At 50.5% G+C, this 16,132-nt stretch carries 16 protein-coding genes; 7 read left to right on the plus strand and 9 right to left on the minus strand.

Annotation, left to right across the window (positions count from 1 at the left end):
* Window positions 1-19 precede the first annotated feature (19 nt).
* The 7 genes from ACXAFR_RS05175 to ACXAFR_RS05205 form a co-directional block, all read right to left on the minus strand.
* Entirely contained in the window at window positions 20-1,045 is a 1,026-nt protein-coding gene (locus ACXAFR_RS05175) for a M14 family metallopeptidase (RefSeq protein WP_475173115.1), read from the minus strand.
* The gene (locus tag ACXAFR_RS05180) at window positions 1,042-2,526 is read right to left on the minus strand and encodes a glutamate-cysteine ligase family protein (protein ID WP_475173118.1); all 1,485 of its coding nucleotides are present in this window, start codon (window positions 2,524-2,526) and stop codon (window positions 1,042-1,044) included. Before ACXAFR_RS05180 ends, ACXAFR_RS05175 begins: the two co-directional genes overlap by 4 nt.
* A gap of 83 nt (window positions 2,527-2,609) precedes the next feature.
* Window positions 2,610-2,900, minus strand: a complete 291-nt coding sequence (locus ACXAFR_RS05185) for a hypothetical protein (protein WP_475173120.1) — start codon at window positions 2,898-2,900, stop codon at window positions 2,610-2,612.
* Between the two features lie 300 nt (window positions 2,901-3,200).
* The gene (locus ACXAFR_RS05190) at window positions 3,201-3,683 is read right to left on the minus strand and encodes a DUF2721 domain-containing protein (protein WP_475173129.1); all 483 of its coding nucleotides are present in this window, start codon (window positions 3,681-3,683) and stop codon (window positions 3,201-3,203) included.
* A 185-nt stretch (window positions 3,684-3,868) separates the two neighbouring features.
* Complete coding sequence (locus tag ACXAFR_RS05195) at window positions 3,869-5,035, minus strand: HD-GYP domain-containing protein (protein WP_475173136.1); 1,167 nt, start codon at window positions 5,033-5,035, stop codon at window positions 3,869-3,871.
* A gap of 86 nt (window positions 5,036-5,121) precedes the next feature.
* Entirely contained in the window at window positions 5,122-6,030 is a 909-nt protein-coding gene (locus ACXAFR_RS05200) for an SDR family NAD(P)-dependent oxidoreductase (RefSeq protein ID WP_475173142.1), read from the minus strand.
* Between the two features lie 160 nt (window positions 6,031-6,190).
* On the minus strand, window positions 6,191-6,631 hold the full coding sequence (locus ACXAFR_RS05205; RefSeq protein ID WP_475173146.1) for a hypothetical protein: 441 nt from the start codon (window positions 6,629-6,631) through the stop codon (window positions 6,191-6,193).
* A gap of 439 nt (window positions 6,632-7,070) precedes the next feature.
* Between ACXAFR_RS05205 and ACXAFR_RS05210 the strand changes: the two genes are divergently transcribed.
* The 5 genes from ACXAFR_RS05210 (at window position 7,071) to ACXAFR_RS05230 (ending at window position 11,029) form a co-directional block, all read left to right on the plus strand.
* Window positions 7,071-7,592 (plus strand): DUF4136 domain-containing protein, encoded by a 522-nt coding sequence (locus tag ACXAFR_RS05210; RefSeq protein ID WP_475173149.1) that lies wholly within the window; start codon window positions 7,071-7,073, stop codon window positions 7,590-7,592.
* A gap of 113 nt (window positions 7,593-7,705) precedes the next feature.
* On the plus strand, window positions 7,706-8,920 hold the full coding sequence (locus tag ACXAFR_RS05215; RefSeq protein WP_475173152.1) for a cation:proton antiporter: 1,215 nt from the start codon (window positions 7,706-7,708) through the stop codon (window positions 8,918-8,920).
* A 205-nt stretch (window positions 8,921-9,125) separates the two neighbouring features.
* On the plus strand, window positions 9,126-9,509 hold the full coding sequence (locus tag ACXAFR_RS05220) for a DUF3302 domain-containing protein (protein ID WP_475173158.1): 384 nt from the start codon (window positions 9,126-9,128) through the stop codon (window positions 9,507-9,509).
* Entirely contained in the window at window positions 9,509-10,471 is a 963-nt protein-coding gene (locus tag ACXAFR_RS05225; RefSeq protein ID WP_475173164.1) for an HlyD family secretion protein, read from the plus strand. Before ACXAFR_RS05220 ends, ACXAFR_RS05225 begins: the two co-directional genes overlap by 1 nt.
* Before the next feature lie 21 nt (window positions 10,472-10,492).
* Complete coding sequence (locus ACXAFR_RS05230; protein WP_475173171.1) at window positions 10,493-11,029, plus strand: hypothetical protein; 537 nt, start codon at window positions 10,493-10,495, stop codon at window positions 11,027-11,029.
* A gap of 57 nt (window positions 11,030-11,086) precedes the next feature.
* On the opposite strand, the gene ACXAFR_RS05235 is transcribed toward ACXAFR_RS05230, so the two are convergent.
* A complete protein-coding gene (locus tag ACXAFR_RS05235; protein ID WP_475173179.1) occupies window positions 11,087-12,433 on the minus strand; it encodes a hypothetical protein in 1,347 nt (448 codons plus the stop codon).
* 173 nt (window positions 12,434-12,606) lie between these two features.
* Entirely contained in the window at window positions 12,607-13,155 is a 549-nt protein-coding gene (locus ACXAFR_RS05240; protein WP_475173185.1) for a YceB family lipoprotein, read from the minus strand.
* A 358-nt stretch (window positions 13,156-13,513) separates the two neighbouring features.
* Here ACXAFR_RS05240 and ACXAFR_RS05245 point away from each other — a divergent pair, with 358 nt between their 5' ends.
* The gene (locus ACXAFR_RS05245; protein ID WP_475173187.1) at window positions 13,514-14,713 is read left to right on the plus strand and encodes a fibronectin type III domain-containing protein; all 1,200 of its coding nucleotides are present in this window, start codon (window positions 13,514-13,516) and stop codon (window positions 14,711-14,713) included.
* Between the two features lie 264 nt (window positions 14,714-14,977).
* The gene (gene nadA, locus ACXAFR_RS05250; RefSeq protein ID WP_475173191.1) at window positions 14,978-16,030 is read left to right on the plus strand and encodes a quinolinate synthase NadA; all 1,053 of its coding nucleotides are present in this window, start codon (window positions 14,978-14,980) and stop codon (window positions 16,028-16,030) included.
* Window positions 16,031-16,132: the final 102 nt, after the last annotated feature.

The raw sequence follows: 16,132 nt of genomic DNA on the forward strand, positions 1-16,132 counted from the left end.
TTTTAGAGGTTTCTAAAGATTACGAGGTCTTATGATCCGATTCTTTTACGGCGTAGAGGAGGCAATCACTGCGTGCGATACGCGCATTCGTGGTGACCATAAACAGCTTTAGTGGCTGAGTAGGGTGGAGTTTTCCTCGGTCTATGCGGAAGTAATCATCGATATCATGGCTACCTGAGGCGGTGGTTAATCGGAGCTTTTCTGCTGCCTCTACCCAGCCCAGGCAGGTGTCTGGCGTTGCCAGGCCAAAATTTAGGCGATCAATGTCATTGAGCAGAGTGATGTCGAACGCTGGGTCGCGATAGGGTGCGTAGCGGATCATCGTATCATCGGCCAGTTCGAGCCGTACCGGATGGTGATAGAGGTCGAGATCCCGCTGGGGAAAGTCTTCAAATAGGTTGTCGCAGTTGGCGATTCGTTTGAGACCATCCAGCGCCAAATCATCAGCGGCTGTGCCGTTGACACCCCCGCACTCAATGGTAATGACCGGTCTTTGTGAGCTATTGGTTTCCATCAGTGACCCGAGTCGGAGATCGGTGACGACCATGCGTGGGGTAAAATAAAAACCCAGGTTTTTCAATTGCGGGGTGAACTCATTGCAGACTGAGAAGGCAGGGCCATCGCCAGAGGTGTTATGGATGTCGAAAACCGCCTCGGGTTGCAAGTGTTCCAGTCGCTCTAAAATGGCTTCTGCAAGTTGGCCTTCCCAATCGTCGAAGGGAGGAGAAAAGCAGCGATTCAGGTCGCGTTTATTTGGCGCCTGGCGCCAGGTAAATATGGGTTCCCTTAGCGCCGTCGGTATTGCTGCGATAATGCAGTGCAAGGTGACCTTAGGTTGTTTTTTTAGCAGTAGAAATTGCTGTATGGCCCGAAAGCCAGAGGGTTCATTGCCGTGAAGCAGAGTGACGATTGCTCGGCTTCGGGTGGAGTCTTTGCCAACAATGGATACCAGTGTCGGTTGTTGCAATTGCTGCAAAAACTCCTTTGGCACGACTGGAAGGTCAAAGTCATGGGGGTTAACAATCTGTTCTTTGAGTTGAATCATGTTGGGGTTTGCGGCCAATTTGCCACCGGTTGGTTGCTATTAGAGTGTTCTAGGTAGGCCAGCGTAAGATTTCGTAGTGCGTCTGCTTGATTGAAACCTCGCTGAAGATGACGGTAGTTGCTTTCCAGCCAGCGCGATCCGGTTATACCTTTGTCGAGGCGTTGTCGAATAATGCCTAGCCAATGCTCACGTTCACTTTTCTCGACACCCAATTGACTGAGTCCATTCTCCGCAACGTTAAGGAGTTCCAGGCCCAGTTCACGAACGGGTCTGAGCCGCGGGCTGTTTTGGCGTTCTGAGGGCCATATCAGTTTGCTGTCGATACCATCGCGGGCGGCTGCGTAGAAATTCTCGCTGACGAACCGAAAAGGCATTGCTGGCAATAATCGTTCGATGTTGTTTCTGAGGCCGACCGCAAGCCCGATGTGCAGTGCAGCGTTGGCGACCATATCCGTGGTACTGGGGCCGGACGGCAATGATCGCATTTCAATTCGAACATGGCCGTTATCTTCGTTGCTGTAGATGGGGCGATTCCAATGCCATACGGTGCCATTGTGTAGTGCCAGTTCGGCCAGTGGCGGCAGTTCTCGCTCGGATACTGTCTCGTTCCCCTGTTGGCAAACCGGCATTAATGGCGGGTAGAGATAGACTCGCTGAGCAAATAACTCATAGGCGGAATGCCGCAACCAATCATAACCGAGATCTACACGGGGTAGGTCCCGCCATGGCTCTCGTGGACGGCGCCCATCAGTCGCCTGTTTGAATAATGGCACGCGCGTTTCCTGCCAGAGCTGCTTGCCCAGCAACAGAGGGGAGTTGGTCGACAGCGCGAGCACGAGAGGTGTCGCCAGCGTCATGGCATTCCAGGTGTTAACAAACTCATTGAGAGGAAAGCAGAAGTGTATTTGGAAGGATGTGCAGGCGCCTTCCAGGGTAAGATCTTTGCGCTGGCTGTAGAGTTGATCCGTGGGTCCGTGAATATCAATCTCAAATTCGCCTCCGCGCAGTGTAAGCAGCGTGTCAGATAAAACCTGATAGCGCTCGATGGGTGTCATTGCATGAAATCCCAGATCAGATTCTTGAAGCGACGGTAGAATGCCAACGCTGAGTAGCTGGGCATTAAACTGGGAGGCTATGGCGTTGAGTGATTGGGTTGCTTTCCGTATTGCCGCTTCCAATTCTGAAAATGGCTGCTTCTCTATGGCAATAACATCAAAATTGTATTCAAGGTTGTAGCGATTTAATTCTACGGTGACATGTTCATCGCAGCTGGCGGCTTGGATTTCCCGGTTAGTGAAGCTCGCATTACCCTTAGGATCAATCAGGTAATACTCCAGCTCTGCGCCCAGTGAACAGGTTCGGGGGCCGAAATCCGGGCGCTTTAATAGCGCATCTAAATGTTCGAGATTGGTGTGGAGGCGTTCAGAAAAAGCCGCGTAATCCTGTTGAGAAAAATGCGTCTGGGATATGTTCCGCCCCATTGACGTCGCTCCTCGGTTATTGTTTTCGTCGTCAAAGATCTGAGTCGATTATGAAGAATACGAAAACAATGGGTACCGGGATCTCAGAGTTTGTTTTCCATCCACCAGAGGAGTGCTTTGAGAAAGTTGGTATCCACAACTCCGTGGATAAACGCCTGTTGGTTGTTGGGAACGGCACAGTGAACCATGCCTTTACCGCGTTTTTCAAACAGTGTGTTATCGATTTGTACTTTTTCAGCCAGTACGGCTCGGGCTTTGGTTTCGTTCATTGTCTCTTCCGGATCCCTGGAAAAGTCATGGCTGGACAGTGCTGCGTGCAGGTTGGTGTATTCGTCAACATTTCCAAAACTGAGGAAGTGATTTGTCATGGACATGCGTTGCTCCCGTTACCGTTTCTATTTCCCTGTTAAAACGTCTGGCGCTTGCTGATATGACTCAAGCAGTGAAGTTGGCACTTTAATTTATAGGTGATGATGAGGTGTTGTCACAGGTCAAATCAATCACAAAGTGGCATCTTACTTTATGCCAGTCGTAGGGCTTGTTGTTGTGTTAGGGGACAAAAGTGATGCAGCAATCATAGCGTTGGTATGCATCTGTTCGCTAGCGAATCTGTCGCTCTGCACGCCAATATTGTGTATCAGAGGCGGCGCCTTTTTGAACGCGAGTCAAGATCTTCAGTCGGGTTTGTCCGAGGCGCTGGGCGGGTTGATGTCGATTTCATTTTGAACCAGTGGTGCTGGCGTGGTTGCGACGTCGGCCGAAGGCAGTTCCGGTGCGAGTTCCACCGACAGTGCGCGAGTCGATGCCAGAACTTCGACCAGGGCATAGAGCAGTGAAATGACCAATAGAATCAGACTGATACCAAATAGAGCTGCGCCCACCCTAGGAGCGCCCACAAACAGCACAAACATGCAGGCAGTACAGACAATGAAGCTGGCTATGCCGAGTGCTTGCATGTTCTTAATGTAGCCGATGCGTTGGTTCAAAAACTGCACTTGTTTCTGGTGTTTTTCCGAGTTTCGCATCATCTGACCATCCCGCTGCTCACGGTTGAGTTGCCGAATAAGCTGCGCCAGCACTAGAAATCGGTTGGTGTAAGCCAGTAACAAAAGGGAGATCGCTGGAAATAGAAGGGCTGGCGTTGTGGTACTGAGCATAGGTCGACATTAATTCCAAATAGAAATAGCCCCAGGTGCATCGCGGGTCTGCTTGGGGTGAGGGTCAATACAGAGGTGGTAAAGAAGTCCAGGGTTGCAGGACTCTGTCTTAATTATGAAACAAGGACACGCAATTCACCAGATACCCATCGGATATGGTGTGCAATATTGATGCTCGATGTTGCTCAGAGAAAATCAGGGAGGTTGATACCAAACTCTTTGGGGTCTTCAGTTCCGACAATACTCAGTTCGACCAGGGGGCTGGAAAGATCGACGGTTTGAACCTTTTCATAGTGACGGTGGCGAAGATTATAGATAACCCGAACAACCGGTTTACTGGCGTTGTGAGATTGCACTTCGGTGACGACGCCTAAGCGACCGTTACTCAGTTCGACGAGGGTGCCCACGGGATACACGCCCATTGCGCGAATAAATTGATAAACCAGCCCTTTATCGAGTTGTTTACCGCTATAGGTGCTCAGGGTTCGCATGGCCTGAAACGGGGAAATGCCCGGTCGATAACTGCGGTCGGCGGTGATGGCGTCGTAGGTATCAATAATCGCAGCCATACGTCCATAGACATTGATTTGATCCGGGCCCAGACCATGGGGGTAGCCTGCACGGTTTAGACGTTCGTGGTGTTGGGTGCAGATCGCCAGCGTCTCTTCACTGATGCCTTCCGATTGTCTCAATATGGTTTCCCCATACTGCACATGGCGTTTCATTTCTTCCCACTCGGCATCGTTTAGTCCTCCGGCCTTATTGAGTATCTCGTTGGGGATGCGAATTTTGCCGATGTCGTGAAGAAGGCCTCCGACTGTGAGTAGGTCAACGGTGTCGCTGTCATACCCGAGGTGTCGCGAGAAGAGTCCCATGAGCAGTCCGCAATTCATGGAGTGTTCCATCAAGTAGCGGCTTTTTTCCCGCATTTGGCTCAGGCAAAGTAAGGCGTTTTGGTTATTCCTGAGAGACTGGCTGATTTCTCCGGCCAGGTTTTCGACGGGTGCAATATGAATGGCCTTGCCCTGGCTGGCGGTTTCAAGGAGCTCTTTGACGGTGTTTAGCCCGGTTGCATAGATTTTTTCGGCTCGCTCTCGTTCTTCTTCCCAGGGAACCAGTGGAGCGAGATCGATTTCTTCGACAATGATAGGGAGAGAAAAAAACGAGTCATCACCTTTATCGGTATCAATGTAGACCTCGTCAATACCGCGGCTAACCAGGTTTTGAATGGTGTCTTTGCGGCGGATGAAACCCCGCTCCCGAAATCCCGGGTCATCCAGTCCGGAGGTCTTTTCGGTAACGTACATGCCGATTTCAAGGTGTTTGACTTTGATGCGTTTGATCGAAGACATCGAGGATTAACCGCAGTGCTTTTCTTATTAGCATAGTAGCGGTTAACTCAGGTTGCTGGATGATTCGGAAGGTATCGCGTTTTCCGTTACTTTGTTTGGGAAAGGCGGCGTTGCATGAGCGCGTCTTCGCTTAATGAACGCAGTTCAGCTGCGGCTTTTTGTGCATCTTCTGTGGTGTTATACACCATTTTTGGCGCGTCTGTTTCCAGGGCAAATACAAGGGCATCGGCGGTCGAATTGGGGCTCGCAGCGGGTTCTTCAGGTGGTGTCGTCATGGCTTTGACGAGTGGTGCATAGTCGTCATCAATGCCGAGTTTGCGAAGTTGTTGGCGTGCCAGGGTATCCGCCGATGATTCCAGGCGGCCAGGTCTGACTTTTACCACTTGCACACCAAAGGGAGCGAGTTCCAGCGCTAGGGTGTCTGAAAGAGCTTCGTTGGCGCGCTCGGCGGCCGCATACCAGCCGATGCCGGCGGAGCTGCTTATTCCCGCGATCGATGACACCTGCACGATGCGTCCATAACCCTGATCTCTAAAGAAGGGCAGGCTGGCTCTCAAGAGGCGGGCATAACTCATAACGACTGAGTCAAACTGTTCAGAGACGGCCTCTTCGGGCAGCTCCTCCACGGGGCCGTAATGTCGCAGATTGGGGATGTGGATCAGAGCGTCCAATCGTTGGGATTCGCGAATGATACTGCTGACGGTGGTCTTGGCGACGAGATCTGTCGTTACTGGGTTACCGACCATAACACCGCCCATTCGAGTCAGATAACTTTTGTCATCCTTGGAGGTGGCAGTGCCTCCGGTATTGATCCCGTAGACCTTGTAATTTCTGGACAGTAGGCGTGCCGCTAAGGCCTGACCCAGCTCGGAATCAGCGCCATTGATCAAGACAACTCTCTTGATGGTATCCGCAGCAAAGGCGGAATTTCCGGTGAGCAGTGAATACAGTACGAAAAGCGTTAGAGCCGCCAGCGTTCTAGGCGATGTTGACATGAATCTTCTTCCTCTGAGCGTGCGCGTGAGCCACGTGCTTGGTCTGTTTTTAGACAGACACGGATATGTCATTTTGCGGGGGGATCCCGTCCCGGAGGCGGATTTTACCCTAAATTCTGTGAAAAGTTTCAGTATGTGGCAGGTATTAACAGGAGGGGCGTTAGAAGGTAAGTGACTCGCCAGCGAAAGGTCTGAGTTCAGAATTTAGGCCGGAGACCTGTCTCAATTCCGTTTTGCCTTGGCTATCTTTGCTGCGGCGGATCAAATAGCGGGTGACCAAGTCTTCTTGAAAGGCCTGTAGCTGAACATCAGTTACGACCCAGTCCGCCCGAAGATTCAGTCGGTCAGCCATATAGAGACGTTTCAGCAGCTGCACTTTTTCAGGGTTGCGCTCAAGGCTATCCAGATAATCGGATTCGAAACCTGGGAGCAAGTCATAATCGAGTTGGCCCGGCGCAAGGCGGGTGATCAACATGCGGTTGATCAGTCGCTTGGCGTCTTTCACATCGTCCATAGAACTGTGATACGCAGCACCAATGGCCAATGAGCCCATGGGGATCATCAATGCCAGTAAGAACAAAAGTGTTGGGCGCAGTTTCATGGTCGTGTCGTAAATAATGTTTAAGTTTCAGTGTTTACCTGAAGTGTCGGGGAACTTGCACAAAATTCACCCTTCCAAAGGGACATGATCACTGGCGTATCTTCTATGGATAGCTCGGGCGGTCGATGACCTATAAGTGGAGAGAATACCTCTACCCGGAGTGGTGTGTCTGTAACAAGTTGTATCGACAAAAGTCGAGTGTAGCCTACAGGCCACCATCGGCTCAAGTGCCACGGGGGAATCCAGTGCTGTATTTTACGCTCTCGATTGTCCCGAACCTCGATGGATGCCAGAATGACCTCTTCAGCATAAGGAGCATATTGATATGGCGGCTGGTCAAAAAGCATCCAATTTTTCGGGTTTAAGTCGTTGTTTTCTCTTATTTTGTCTCATTGTAGGTTTGGCCGGGTGTGCCACCTCCGGGCCTAAAATTCAGACGATGTCGGACAGTGAGTCAGACTTTTCGGCGTACAAAACCTATGGCTTTGTTGAAGAGTTGGGGACTGACAAAAGCAAATATTCTTCTCTGCTGACTAAGTATCTAAAGAATTCTGTCAGTCGTGAATTGGAAGCTCGTGGTTATCAGAAAGCAGAAGATCCGGATCTGCTGGTCAATTTTTACGTTAAAACGGAAGATAAGACCAAGGTCAGCGAGACTCCATCGGCCTCGGTTGGGGTTGGTTATGGGCGTGGATATTACGGTTACCGCGTAGGCTACTATTCAACTTGGCCATTCTATCCTTCTGACACTCATGTATCGGAGTACACTCAGGGTACGCTGAATATTGATCTGGTCGATTCAGAGCAAAAACAGCTGGTTTGGGAAGGCGTCGCCGTGGGTAAGGTGACCGATGAGTTTCGTGAACAGCTTGAGACGAACATTCAGAGCGTTGTTAAACAGATATTTGCGAAATACCCTTATCAGGCCGGGTCTGGTGATGCGATACCCGCTAGTCCATAACCGGGCCGGGTTTTTGCCGGATGTTAGCCTGCGTCGGGCACATAAAGGTTTGCGCTCTACGTCGAGCAAACTGATCGTGTAAGTACTGTGAAAGATGCCGGGAGTGTTTGAGCTTGTATCAGGATTTAACCCTGCTGGCATCCATCGCGCTCATCTACAGTTGTATCGCGGGTCGAGTTGACCGCTCATGGTTAACTGGCCCGATACTCTTTATCGCTACCGGCTTCGCTGTGGGCCCGTTGGGGTTGCATTGGCTGAGTTTTCAGGCAAATGCTGAAACCATCCGATGGCTAGCCGAAATTACCTTGGCCTTGGTACTCTTTAGTGATGCGGCGTCTGCGGATCTCCCGACGTTGCGCAAGTCATCTTTTCTTCCTCTGCGCATGTTGCTTATCGGCCTGCCGATAACGCTGGCCTTCAGCTTTGGAGCAGGTATTTTTCTCTTTCCCCATATGTCTTGGTATGAGGTGGCGTTGCTTGCGACCATTCTGGCGCCAACCGATGCGGCTCTTGGTCAAGCTGTATTAAAGAATCACGCTGTACCGGCTAATTTTCGTGCGGGGTTGAACGCGGAAAGTGGCTTAAACGATGGTATTTGTGTGCCTGTTCTGCTTTTGTTTTTGACGCTTTCTGCGACGGAATCTGCACCTTCTTCATCAGGTCAGCAATTGTTGGCGTTGCAATTGATGATCGAAGAAATTGGCATTGGTATGTTGGTGGGGGGCGTTTCTGTATGTTTGGCGGTCGCATTGATTCGTGGCGCGCAAAATCGGGGGTGGCTGACGCCAGATTGGATGCAGGTACCCGTTGTTGGTTTGGCTATTGTTTGTTTCTCAGCCGCACAAAGTCTTCACGGTAGCGGCTTTATTGCCGCATTCTGTGGCGGTTTGCTTTTTGCGTATTTTACGAAGCAGGAGCGAGAGCCTTTGTTGGTGTCCGCAGAGGCTACTGGTGACACCTTCTCTCTGCTGACTTGGGTGCTGTTCGGGGCGACGGTATTGGGGCAGAGTTTTGAAAATCTGACGTGGCAGATACTTGTCTATGCGCTTTTGAGTTTGACGGTATTGAGAATGCTGCCGGTCTTTTTATGTTTAATTGGAACCGGGATATCGACAGAAGGGCGCCTCTTCTTAGGTTGGTTTGGTCCTCGAGGTTTGGCCAGTATCGTGTTTGTGGTTATGGTGATTGATACCAGTCTTCCTCATACCGACGACATTGCCACTGTCGTGGCTTTGACGATTCTCTTGAGCGTGATTGCCCATGGTGTGACGGCCGCACCTTGGGCCAGTCGCTGGCGACGTAAGGGGGTGCAGTCGCCATCACTCTAGCGTGGGAGCTCTGTAAGGCAGTTTGCTGTCAGTAGCTCATGGCAGCGGTTGACGGTGTAAGGCGCAACTTCAGGCTGTGATTGCGAAAGAAGGCAATCACTGGAATTGGCTTGTTCGCGTGCGCTGGCACGTGTTATTTTGCAAAGCATCCAGTGGGCAGTAATGACTGTTCGCGACTTGCGTCTATGTTACAGGGAGGTTTCAGATGCTGGATTACGTGGCTCTTGCCATTCTTCTCTTCGCCTTCGTCACCATTTTCTATGGCATCATTGCCATACACGATATCCCCTACGAAATTTCTGTTAAACGCCAGCACCCCCATCAGGATGCCATTCACTACGCGGGCTGGGTAAGTCTGTTTACGCTGCATGTGCTCTGGCCCTTTCTCTGGATATGGGCAACGCTCTATCGACCCGAACGGGGCTGGGGATTCCATCATGGACAGCCCATATTGGCTGACGGTACGTCGAAGGCGACTGATCAGCGAATCGCTGCATTAGAAAAGCGTCTCTCCGACTGTGAAAACGAGTTGTCACGGCTGCAGACACCGAGTGCCTTGTCCTCAAACCAAGAGGGAGCGGGTGCCTAATGGATCTTCTACTTATTCTGACTTATACCGCAATTTGTATTGTTGTTTTTAAGGTTTTCAAAATTCCTCTGACCAAGTGGACAGTGCCAACGGCGGTGCTTGGCGGTATTTTTCTTATTGGCGCTCTCATACTCCTGATGAATTACAACCATCCCTATTCAGAAGTGAGTCGTGAATATTTTGTCACAACGCCCATCGTGCCCAACGTGTCAGGCGAAGTGATCGATGTGCCGGTGCAGCCGAATCACCCGTTGCGTGCGGGCGATGTACTTTTTCAAATTGATCCGCGTCCCTTCGAATATAAAATTGCCGCGTTGACGGCTCGCCTACAATCGGCAGAGGCGGATTTTCAGCGGGCAACCGATCTGCTGAAGCGCAATGCTGGCACTCGCCGGGATGTCGATTTGGCTCAAGCACAGCTCGACAGTCTACAGGCGGAATTGGATGAGGCTAATTACCATCTTGAACAGACGACCGTGCGAGCGCCAGCGGACGGTTTTGTTACGCAGCTGATATTGCGGCCAGGCATCCGAGCCGTCAGTATTCCTTTACGGCCAGCCATGGTTTTTGTTACCAGGGAAGAACGGTTTCTCGTCGCCTGGTTCCGACAGAATAGTTTATTACGCCTGGAGGCTGGCAATCCCGCAGAGGTGGCCTTTGATGGTATTCCTGGCACAGTGTTTAGCGGCGTGGTTGAGCAGGTCTTGCCCGTTATGGCCGAGGGGCAATTGGATCCGTCTGGCAAGCTTCTTTCAGAATCCATTCCGACCTCTATACCTGGGCGAGTTCCGGTAGTTATTCGTCTGACGGACGAGCGTATGTCCGCTTATGCGGGGCAGATCCCCGGCGGCGCTTACGGACAGGCCGCTGTCTACAGTCACCACTTTCACCACGTTGCCATTATGCGCAAAATCCTGTTGCGAATGGCTTCCTGGATGAATTATCTCTTTCCATTTCACTGATCATTCAGTTAGGAGCGGTTTATGATCGTGCTTATAAGAACAGCGTGTCGTTGGGCCAGTGTTGGCGTGGCTCTCATACTGGCGGGGTGCAGTAATCAGTCTGCAACTGTGGGTGCTGGGGATGCTGACGTGGATTACTGCGGAAATCTTGAACAGGTCATCGGAAATTACAACAACCAGTTTGCGGATATTCGTTTCAATCGCAAAGCGGGGCGCATTACAGAAGTTTGGGAAACTCGGTTTCAGGCGGTGGGAAGTCACTGTGAAATCTGGAGCTGGGGACAGGGGCAGGCCAGCTACGTGTGTACCAAGGCATTTCCCGATAAAACCATGGCAACTGATGTTTTTGCGCGAGTGAAAGCGAAAATCCGTAGCTGTGTTGGTGATGCATGGGCGTTAACAGAAAGTGATCGCAAAGTGGGAGAAGGAACCAAAGCCGTATTTCGCAACGGTGGCAGTTTGCCGGTGGTTTCATCTCACATAGTTTCGACGCCAGGATTATTTAAAGACGAGTGGTCGGTGTATTTGTTTGTTGGGGATCCCAATGATCAGCTCTGATTTCTGTCGAGCTTGTCAGGCCAGGGCGTAATGCCCTGGTGGTTCAATCAAAGAGAATTACCAGTTTCTGGGTGACCAGAAACTGTCACGAATCAAGTCGTTGGCGGCTGCTAGCACTCCGCCGAGAGAGAAGCTGCGAAATTTAAAGCGAATGTAGACGTCGTCTTTGCTGGACCTGGGGACATGCTCATCTTCAAAACGGTTATAGCCCACCGTTAGTGACAGCATATTGCGCGCTGAAGAGTAGTCTGAAATTTCCCAATTGATACCCGCCTCTGAATAGAACTGGTTGGTTTGCAGATACCAGGCGTGGTTCATCGACTCTTTGTAGCCTGCGTGAGCCATAATCTTAAATGGCAGTCGACGCGACGAATAATCAATACCCAGGTAAGTTGCCAATTTACGGGTTGCACTGGTGGTTGCCCGATAGTCTTCCTCGGTGTAGCGCACCGAAGGTTTCAGAATTAACGATTCAAAGGGTTGCAGTGAGCCGCCAATGTAGAACATGCGGGTGTCTGGTTTGCTGAAACTGCGTTGGCCGTCCACGTCAAAAATCGTGCGGTGTACCAGAAAATTTGCGTTCCAGATGGACTGGGATACATTGACCGAGCCTTCCAGCTTTTCATATTGAGCGGTCAGCCCATCGCTGCCAATCCCGTCTTCGTAGACCAGCTTTCCCTGCGCGTGCGAGAGCGACGTATTGAGGTTGAACAGTGCTGGCCAGTTATAACGCAAGCCGGTGCCGATAAGCGTATCGTGGACCAAGGGGCTGTCTGAATAAATGTTGCGGGTGGTTTCCCGCGCGTACTGATTAATATCCAGATTTTTAAACGACCGGCTGACCCAGGTTTCGTACATCTCGCTGTCTTTATCGGAATCACTAACGTAATTCTGTCCAGCTACAGACACATAATCCGCACCAACATTGCGGTATTTAAAGCCCTGTTTGAACTTACCGATTTCACGATTGGTTGAAACACTTAAATAATGGTGGCTAGCAGCTTCGTCTTCTTCGTCGTAATCGCCGTAGGCGCCGAGGGAGAAATGGACATCGAGATTGGGTAATCCTGGCGCTTGATTAGAACGGAAGCCGATATCAAAGTAGCCGTCGGGAACGCCATTATCGTTGTCGATAGTGTCTGACGAATCTTCCAAATCTTCCAGATAATTAGAGTAACTGGTAACAATAGAGAAGCCTTTTTCATCTCCTCCGAAGCGATACTGCAATTTCGCTGCATCATTGCCTTCCATAGAAATACTACTTTGCAGCAGCGCCTGCTCCGAAAAGGGCAGCAGCGGCAAAGATGAAGACAGATAGCGTTCAGTGGCGGTGGGAACTCCGTTGTCTGCAACAGCGAGTCCCGGCGACACAGCGGCAATAATGGCAAAATGCAGACGTTTCATGTCAATACAAATAAAGAGTCGTCGAGATGAAGATATGATAGCAAAAGAAATTGTTTATCAAAGTGTTTTGATCACAAATTGTTCTGAAAACAAGTCACAATTCCGAAGCCTATCCTAAAATAGTTGGCGTTCAATTCATTATTTTGCATGAAATGGCCGGCCGAGAGCTTGGCTCAAATGAGCGCAAAGTAAATTCGAACACCTTTATTCTCGACAGCGACACCGGTCACCCGGCTCAGTATTTGCGCCAGAAAGGGAAGTTGCTTCAGGTCGATGGCATCCAGTTGAACCTGGTCCCAGGTTTGTCGAAGAGCCTGTAGGCGTTGTTGGTCGAAGTTCGCCGTGTCATCGGGTGTTAATTCGACCAATGCCAAATCTTGCAGAAGTAGCGTCTTATTGGATGTTGAGTAGTGCAGCTTGCCGGAAAAGCTGGCGCTTCCACCTGTCTTTGGCGTGACATCGGCAAACCGTAAATTCAGTAAGAGTCTGTTGTTATCGGCAACCGTTATTTGCGGATCCGAAAAGGTGACGTTTTGTCCGCTGATGGGCAGCTGTTGCGGAAACTGAGTGGACAACAGCCGAGTCATGTCGGTTTCGCTGAGAGTAAATGAATAGTCCGCCCTGGCACTCATGGCCGACATCAGGCAGGCACCGAAAGTCAGTGTAAGCAGAGCACGTTGCAATAACCGAGTTGCCCGGCAGTTAACGGACGATTGGAACATAGTGTGTTCTCGATTTGGTGGGTAGGTTGGTGGTCATAAGGATAGTGCTACTTCATTACGTTGCAAGTGTATCCCTTGCGCTTCGTTTTTCGCTCAAAGTCATCCTATTCGGTGCGGTCTCCATAGGCGTGACCTAGCGCACGTTTGGCACGAATATCATCTCTATATGCCTTTGAGTTCTATCTCTCTCGTCTTTATTTTGGCGGATTCACAATTTCTACGTGGCCTTTTTCTCAGTTTTGATAAGCAGACGGAATATCAGCTTATCTCTCTTATTCCCTCTGTGTAACGTTTAACTCAGATATCACAGGAGGTGATCTGACTCGTTTGATATTCAGATATAGATAGAGGCTCACTTATGAACACTTTTCGCGTTTCGAAGAAAACCTTACTTTCCCTCGCAGTCTGTGCGACGGGTTTTGCCCTGGCGGGACCTGCGAGCGCCAGCGACTGGACCTTCTGCTCAAAAGAAAAAGCCAGCTGTGAATTTGATGGAATTGCTGAAGTTCGTTACGGCAAGAATGGCACTTACGACTATGGCACCTTCGAAGATGGTGTTTGGTGTGGTAATGCGAACTTTGACGATCCATTGCCTGGAACGTTCAAACAGTGCGAATTCCGGCTACAGGAGGAGGTAGCGGTTGAAGAGGTTCCGGTTGAGGAAGCGCCAGCTGAAGAAGAGCCAGTTGTCGAAGCGGAGACTGAAGCGTCAGGTACTGAAACCATCGTTTATGGCGAATGGACCTACTGTTCAAGAGAGAAAGACAGCTGCGAGTTCGATGGGCTTGCGGAAGTGCGTTACGGCAAAAATGGCACTTACGATTACGGCACCTTCGAAGACGGCGTCTGGTGTGGCAACGCCAATTTTGACGACCCCTTGAGCGGCACGTTTAAGCAGTGTGATTATCGTCTCATTGAAACTCAGGTGGTCGTGAATGAGCCGGAGGAAGACGTCGAAGAACCGGTTGTTGAGGAGCCTGTGGTTGAAGAACCCGTCGAAGAGGAAATCGTTGATGTTGAAGTGCCAGCGACAACCGATTGGATCTACTGCTCTCGAGAAAAGGCATCCTGTGAATTCGATGGTTTGGCAGAGGTGCGTTATGGCGCCAACGGCGCTTACAACATTTCGACCTTCGAAGATGGCGTCTGGTGTGGCAACGCTAACTTTGGTGACCCAATCTCAGGTACCTTTAAGTCCTGCTACTACCGCCTCATTGGCGAAAGCATTGCGGTTGTCGAAGAGCCGGTAGTTGAAGAACCTGTTGTGGAAGAGCCCGTAACCGAAGAGGTCGTCAATGCAACCTTAGCCGTCTCCTGGACCATCCCTCAGGAGCGGACGGACGGCGCCTCTTTATATCCCTATGAATTGGCAGGTTACCTCCTGCAGTACAAGGGAGAAGATGACGAAGACTATACCAGTATTAATGTTGGTGACGGTTTGCAAACCGACGTGGAATTGGTGCTGCCAGCGGGGACGTATCAGGTTCGAATCAAGGCGATCGACAGTGACGGCCTTGGCAGTGAGTTCTCCCAGGTGGAAGAAATCACGGCGATTTAATTTCTCCAGGAGGCCGGATCCCATGGCCTCACTGGTGTAAAGAACTCCTCTCATTGCCTCTGACTCCGAGATCTCCCCGGAGCTTCAGGGGCTTTTTTTATGTTCCTGGATTGACATCAGACAGTCATTGATTTGTCGAAAAATAAATCAGTATGTTGTTATTTTAAACAAATCTTATAAAACTTGACGTCTCAATTTGTGTGGATTGCGTATTTGCTAGGCCCCTATGTTAAAATTGAGCGCCATAATTTGTAGACCATGCCCATGACTGTCATTGAAAAAGCCCCACGTTCGGATGCGGTAGAGATTGTTCGCGAGCATCTGGCTGTCGTTCATTCGGATGTCATGAGTCCGGAAGAGCAGGCGTCCTATAAGCGGGATATCCGTGAGCTTCTGCAAAAGAATAATGCGGTTATCGTCGCACACTACTATACGGATCCTGTAATTCAGGCTCTCGCAGAAGAGACTGGTGGCTGTGTTGCCGATTCTCTTGAGATGGCGCGCTTTGGCAAGCAACATAAAGCCGACACGCTAATCGTTGCCGGTGTGCGCTTTATGGGGGAAACGGCGAAGATTCTCACGCCTGAAAAGCGTGTTCTGATGCCTACTCTGGAGGCGACCTGTTCTTTGGATATTGGCTGTCCTGTTGAGGAGTTTTCAGCCTTTTGTGACGAACATTCTGATCGCACGGTTGTTGTGTACGCGAATACGTCGGCAGCGGTGAAAGCGCGTGCTGACTGGGTAGTTACCTCAAGCATTGCTCTTGACGTGGTCGATTATCTGGACGCCCGTGGGGAGAAAATACTCTGGGCACCTGATAAGCACCTCGGGAGTTATGTGCGCAATCAAACCGGCGCAGACGTCCTGCTGTGGGACGGCGCGTGTATCGTCCACGAAGAATTTAAAGCGGTTGGCATCCAGGATCTAAAATCACGCTATCCCAATGCGGCGGTTCTTGTGCATCCCGAATCCCCCGACAGTGTTGTTGAGTTGGCGGATGTCGCTGGGTCTACATCTCAGTTGATAAAAGCCGCCCAGACCATGCCGAATCAAGAATTTATCGTGGCAACAGATCAGGGCATTTTCTATAAGATGCAACAGCTATGTCCTGACAAAACGTTTCACATTGCTCCGACGGCCGGAAATGGTGCTACTTGTCGCAGTTGTGCCAATTGTCCGTGGATGGCCATGAATGCCTTGGACAACCTCAAGTCAGTACTTGAAAACGGTGACGATCGGGAGATCTTTGTCGATGCGGATACGCGTGAAGGCGCCATGATTCCGCTAAATCGCATGCTGAATTTCAAGCCTCGTTAAGCACGTCTACTGTCGTCTCTGTAGCCACACTGGGCTTGCCTGGTGTGGTTCAAGTAAATTGGTTTGTCATTTTTCTTCTTGTCGTAAAAGGCGTTTTTGGTT

Source organism: Pseudomaricurvus sp. ABR4_320 (assembly GCF_056159445.1).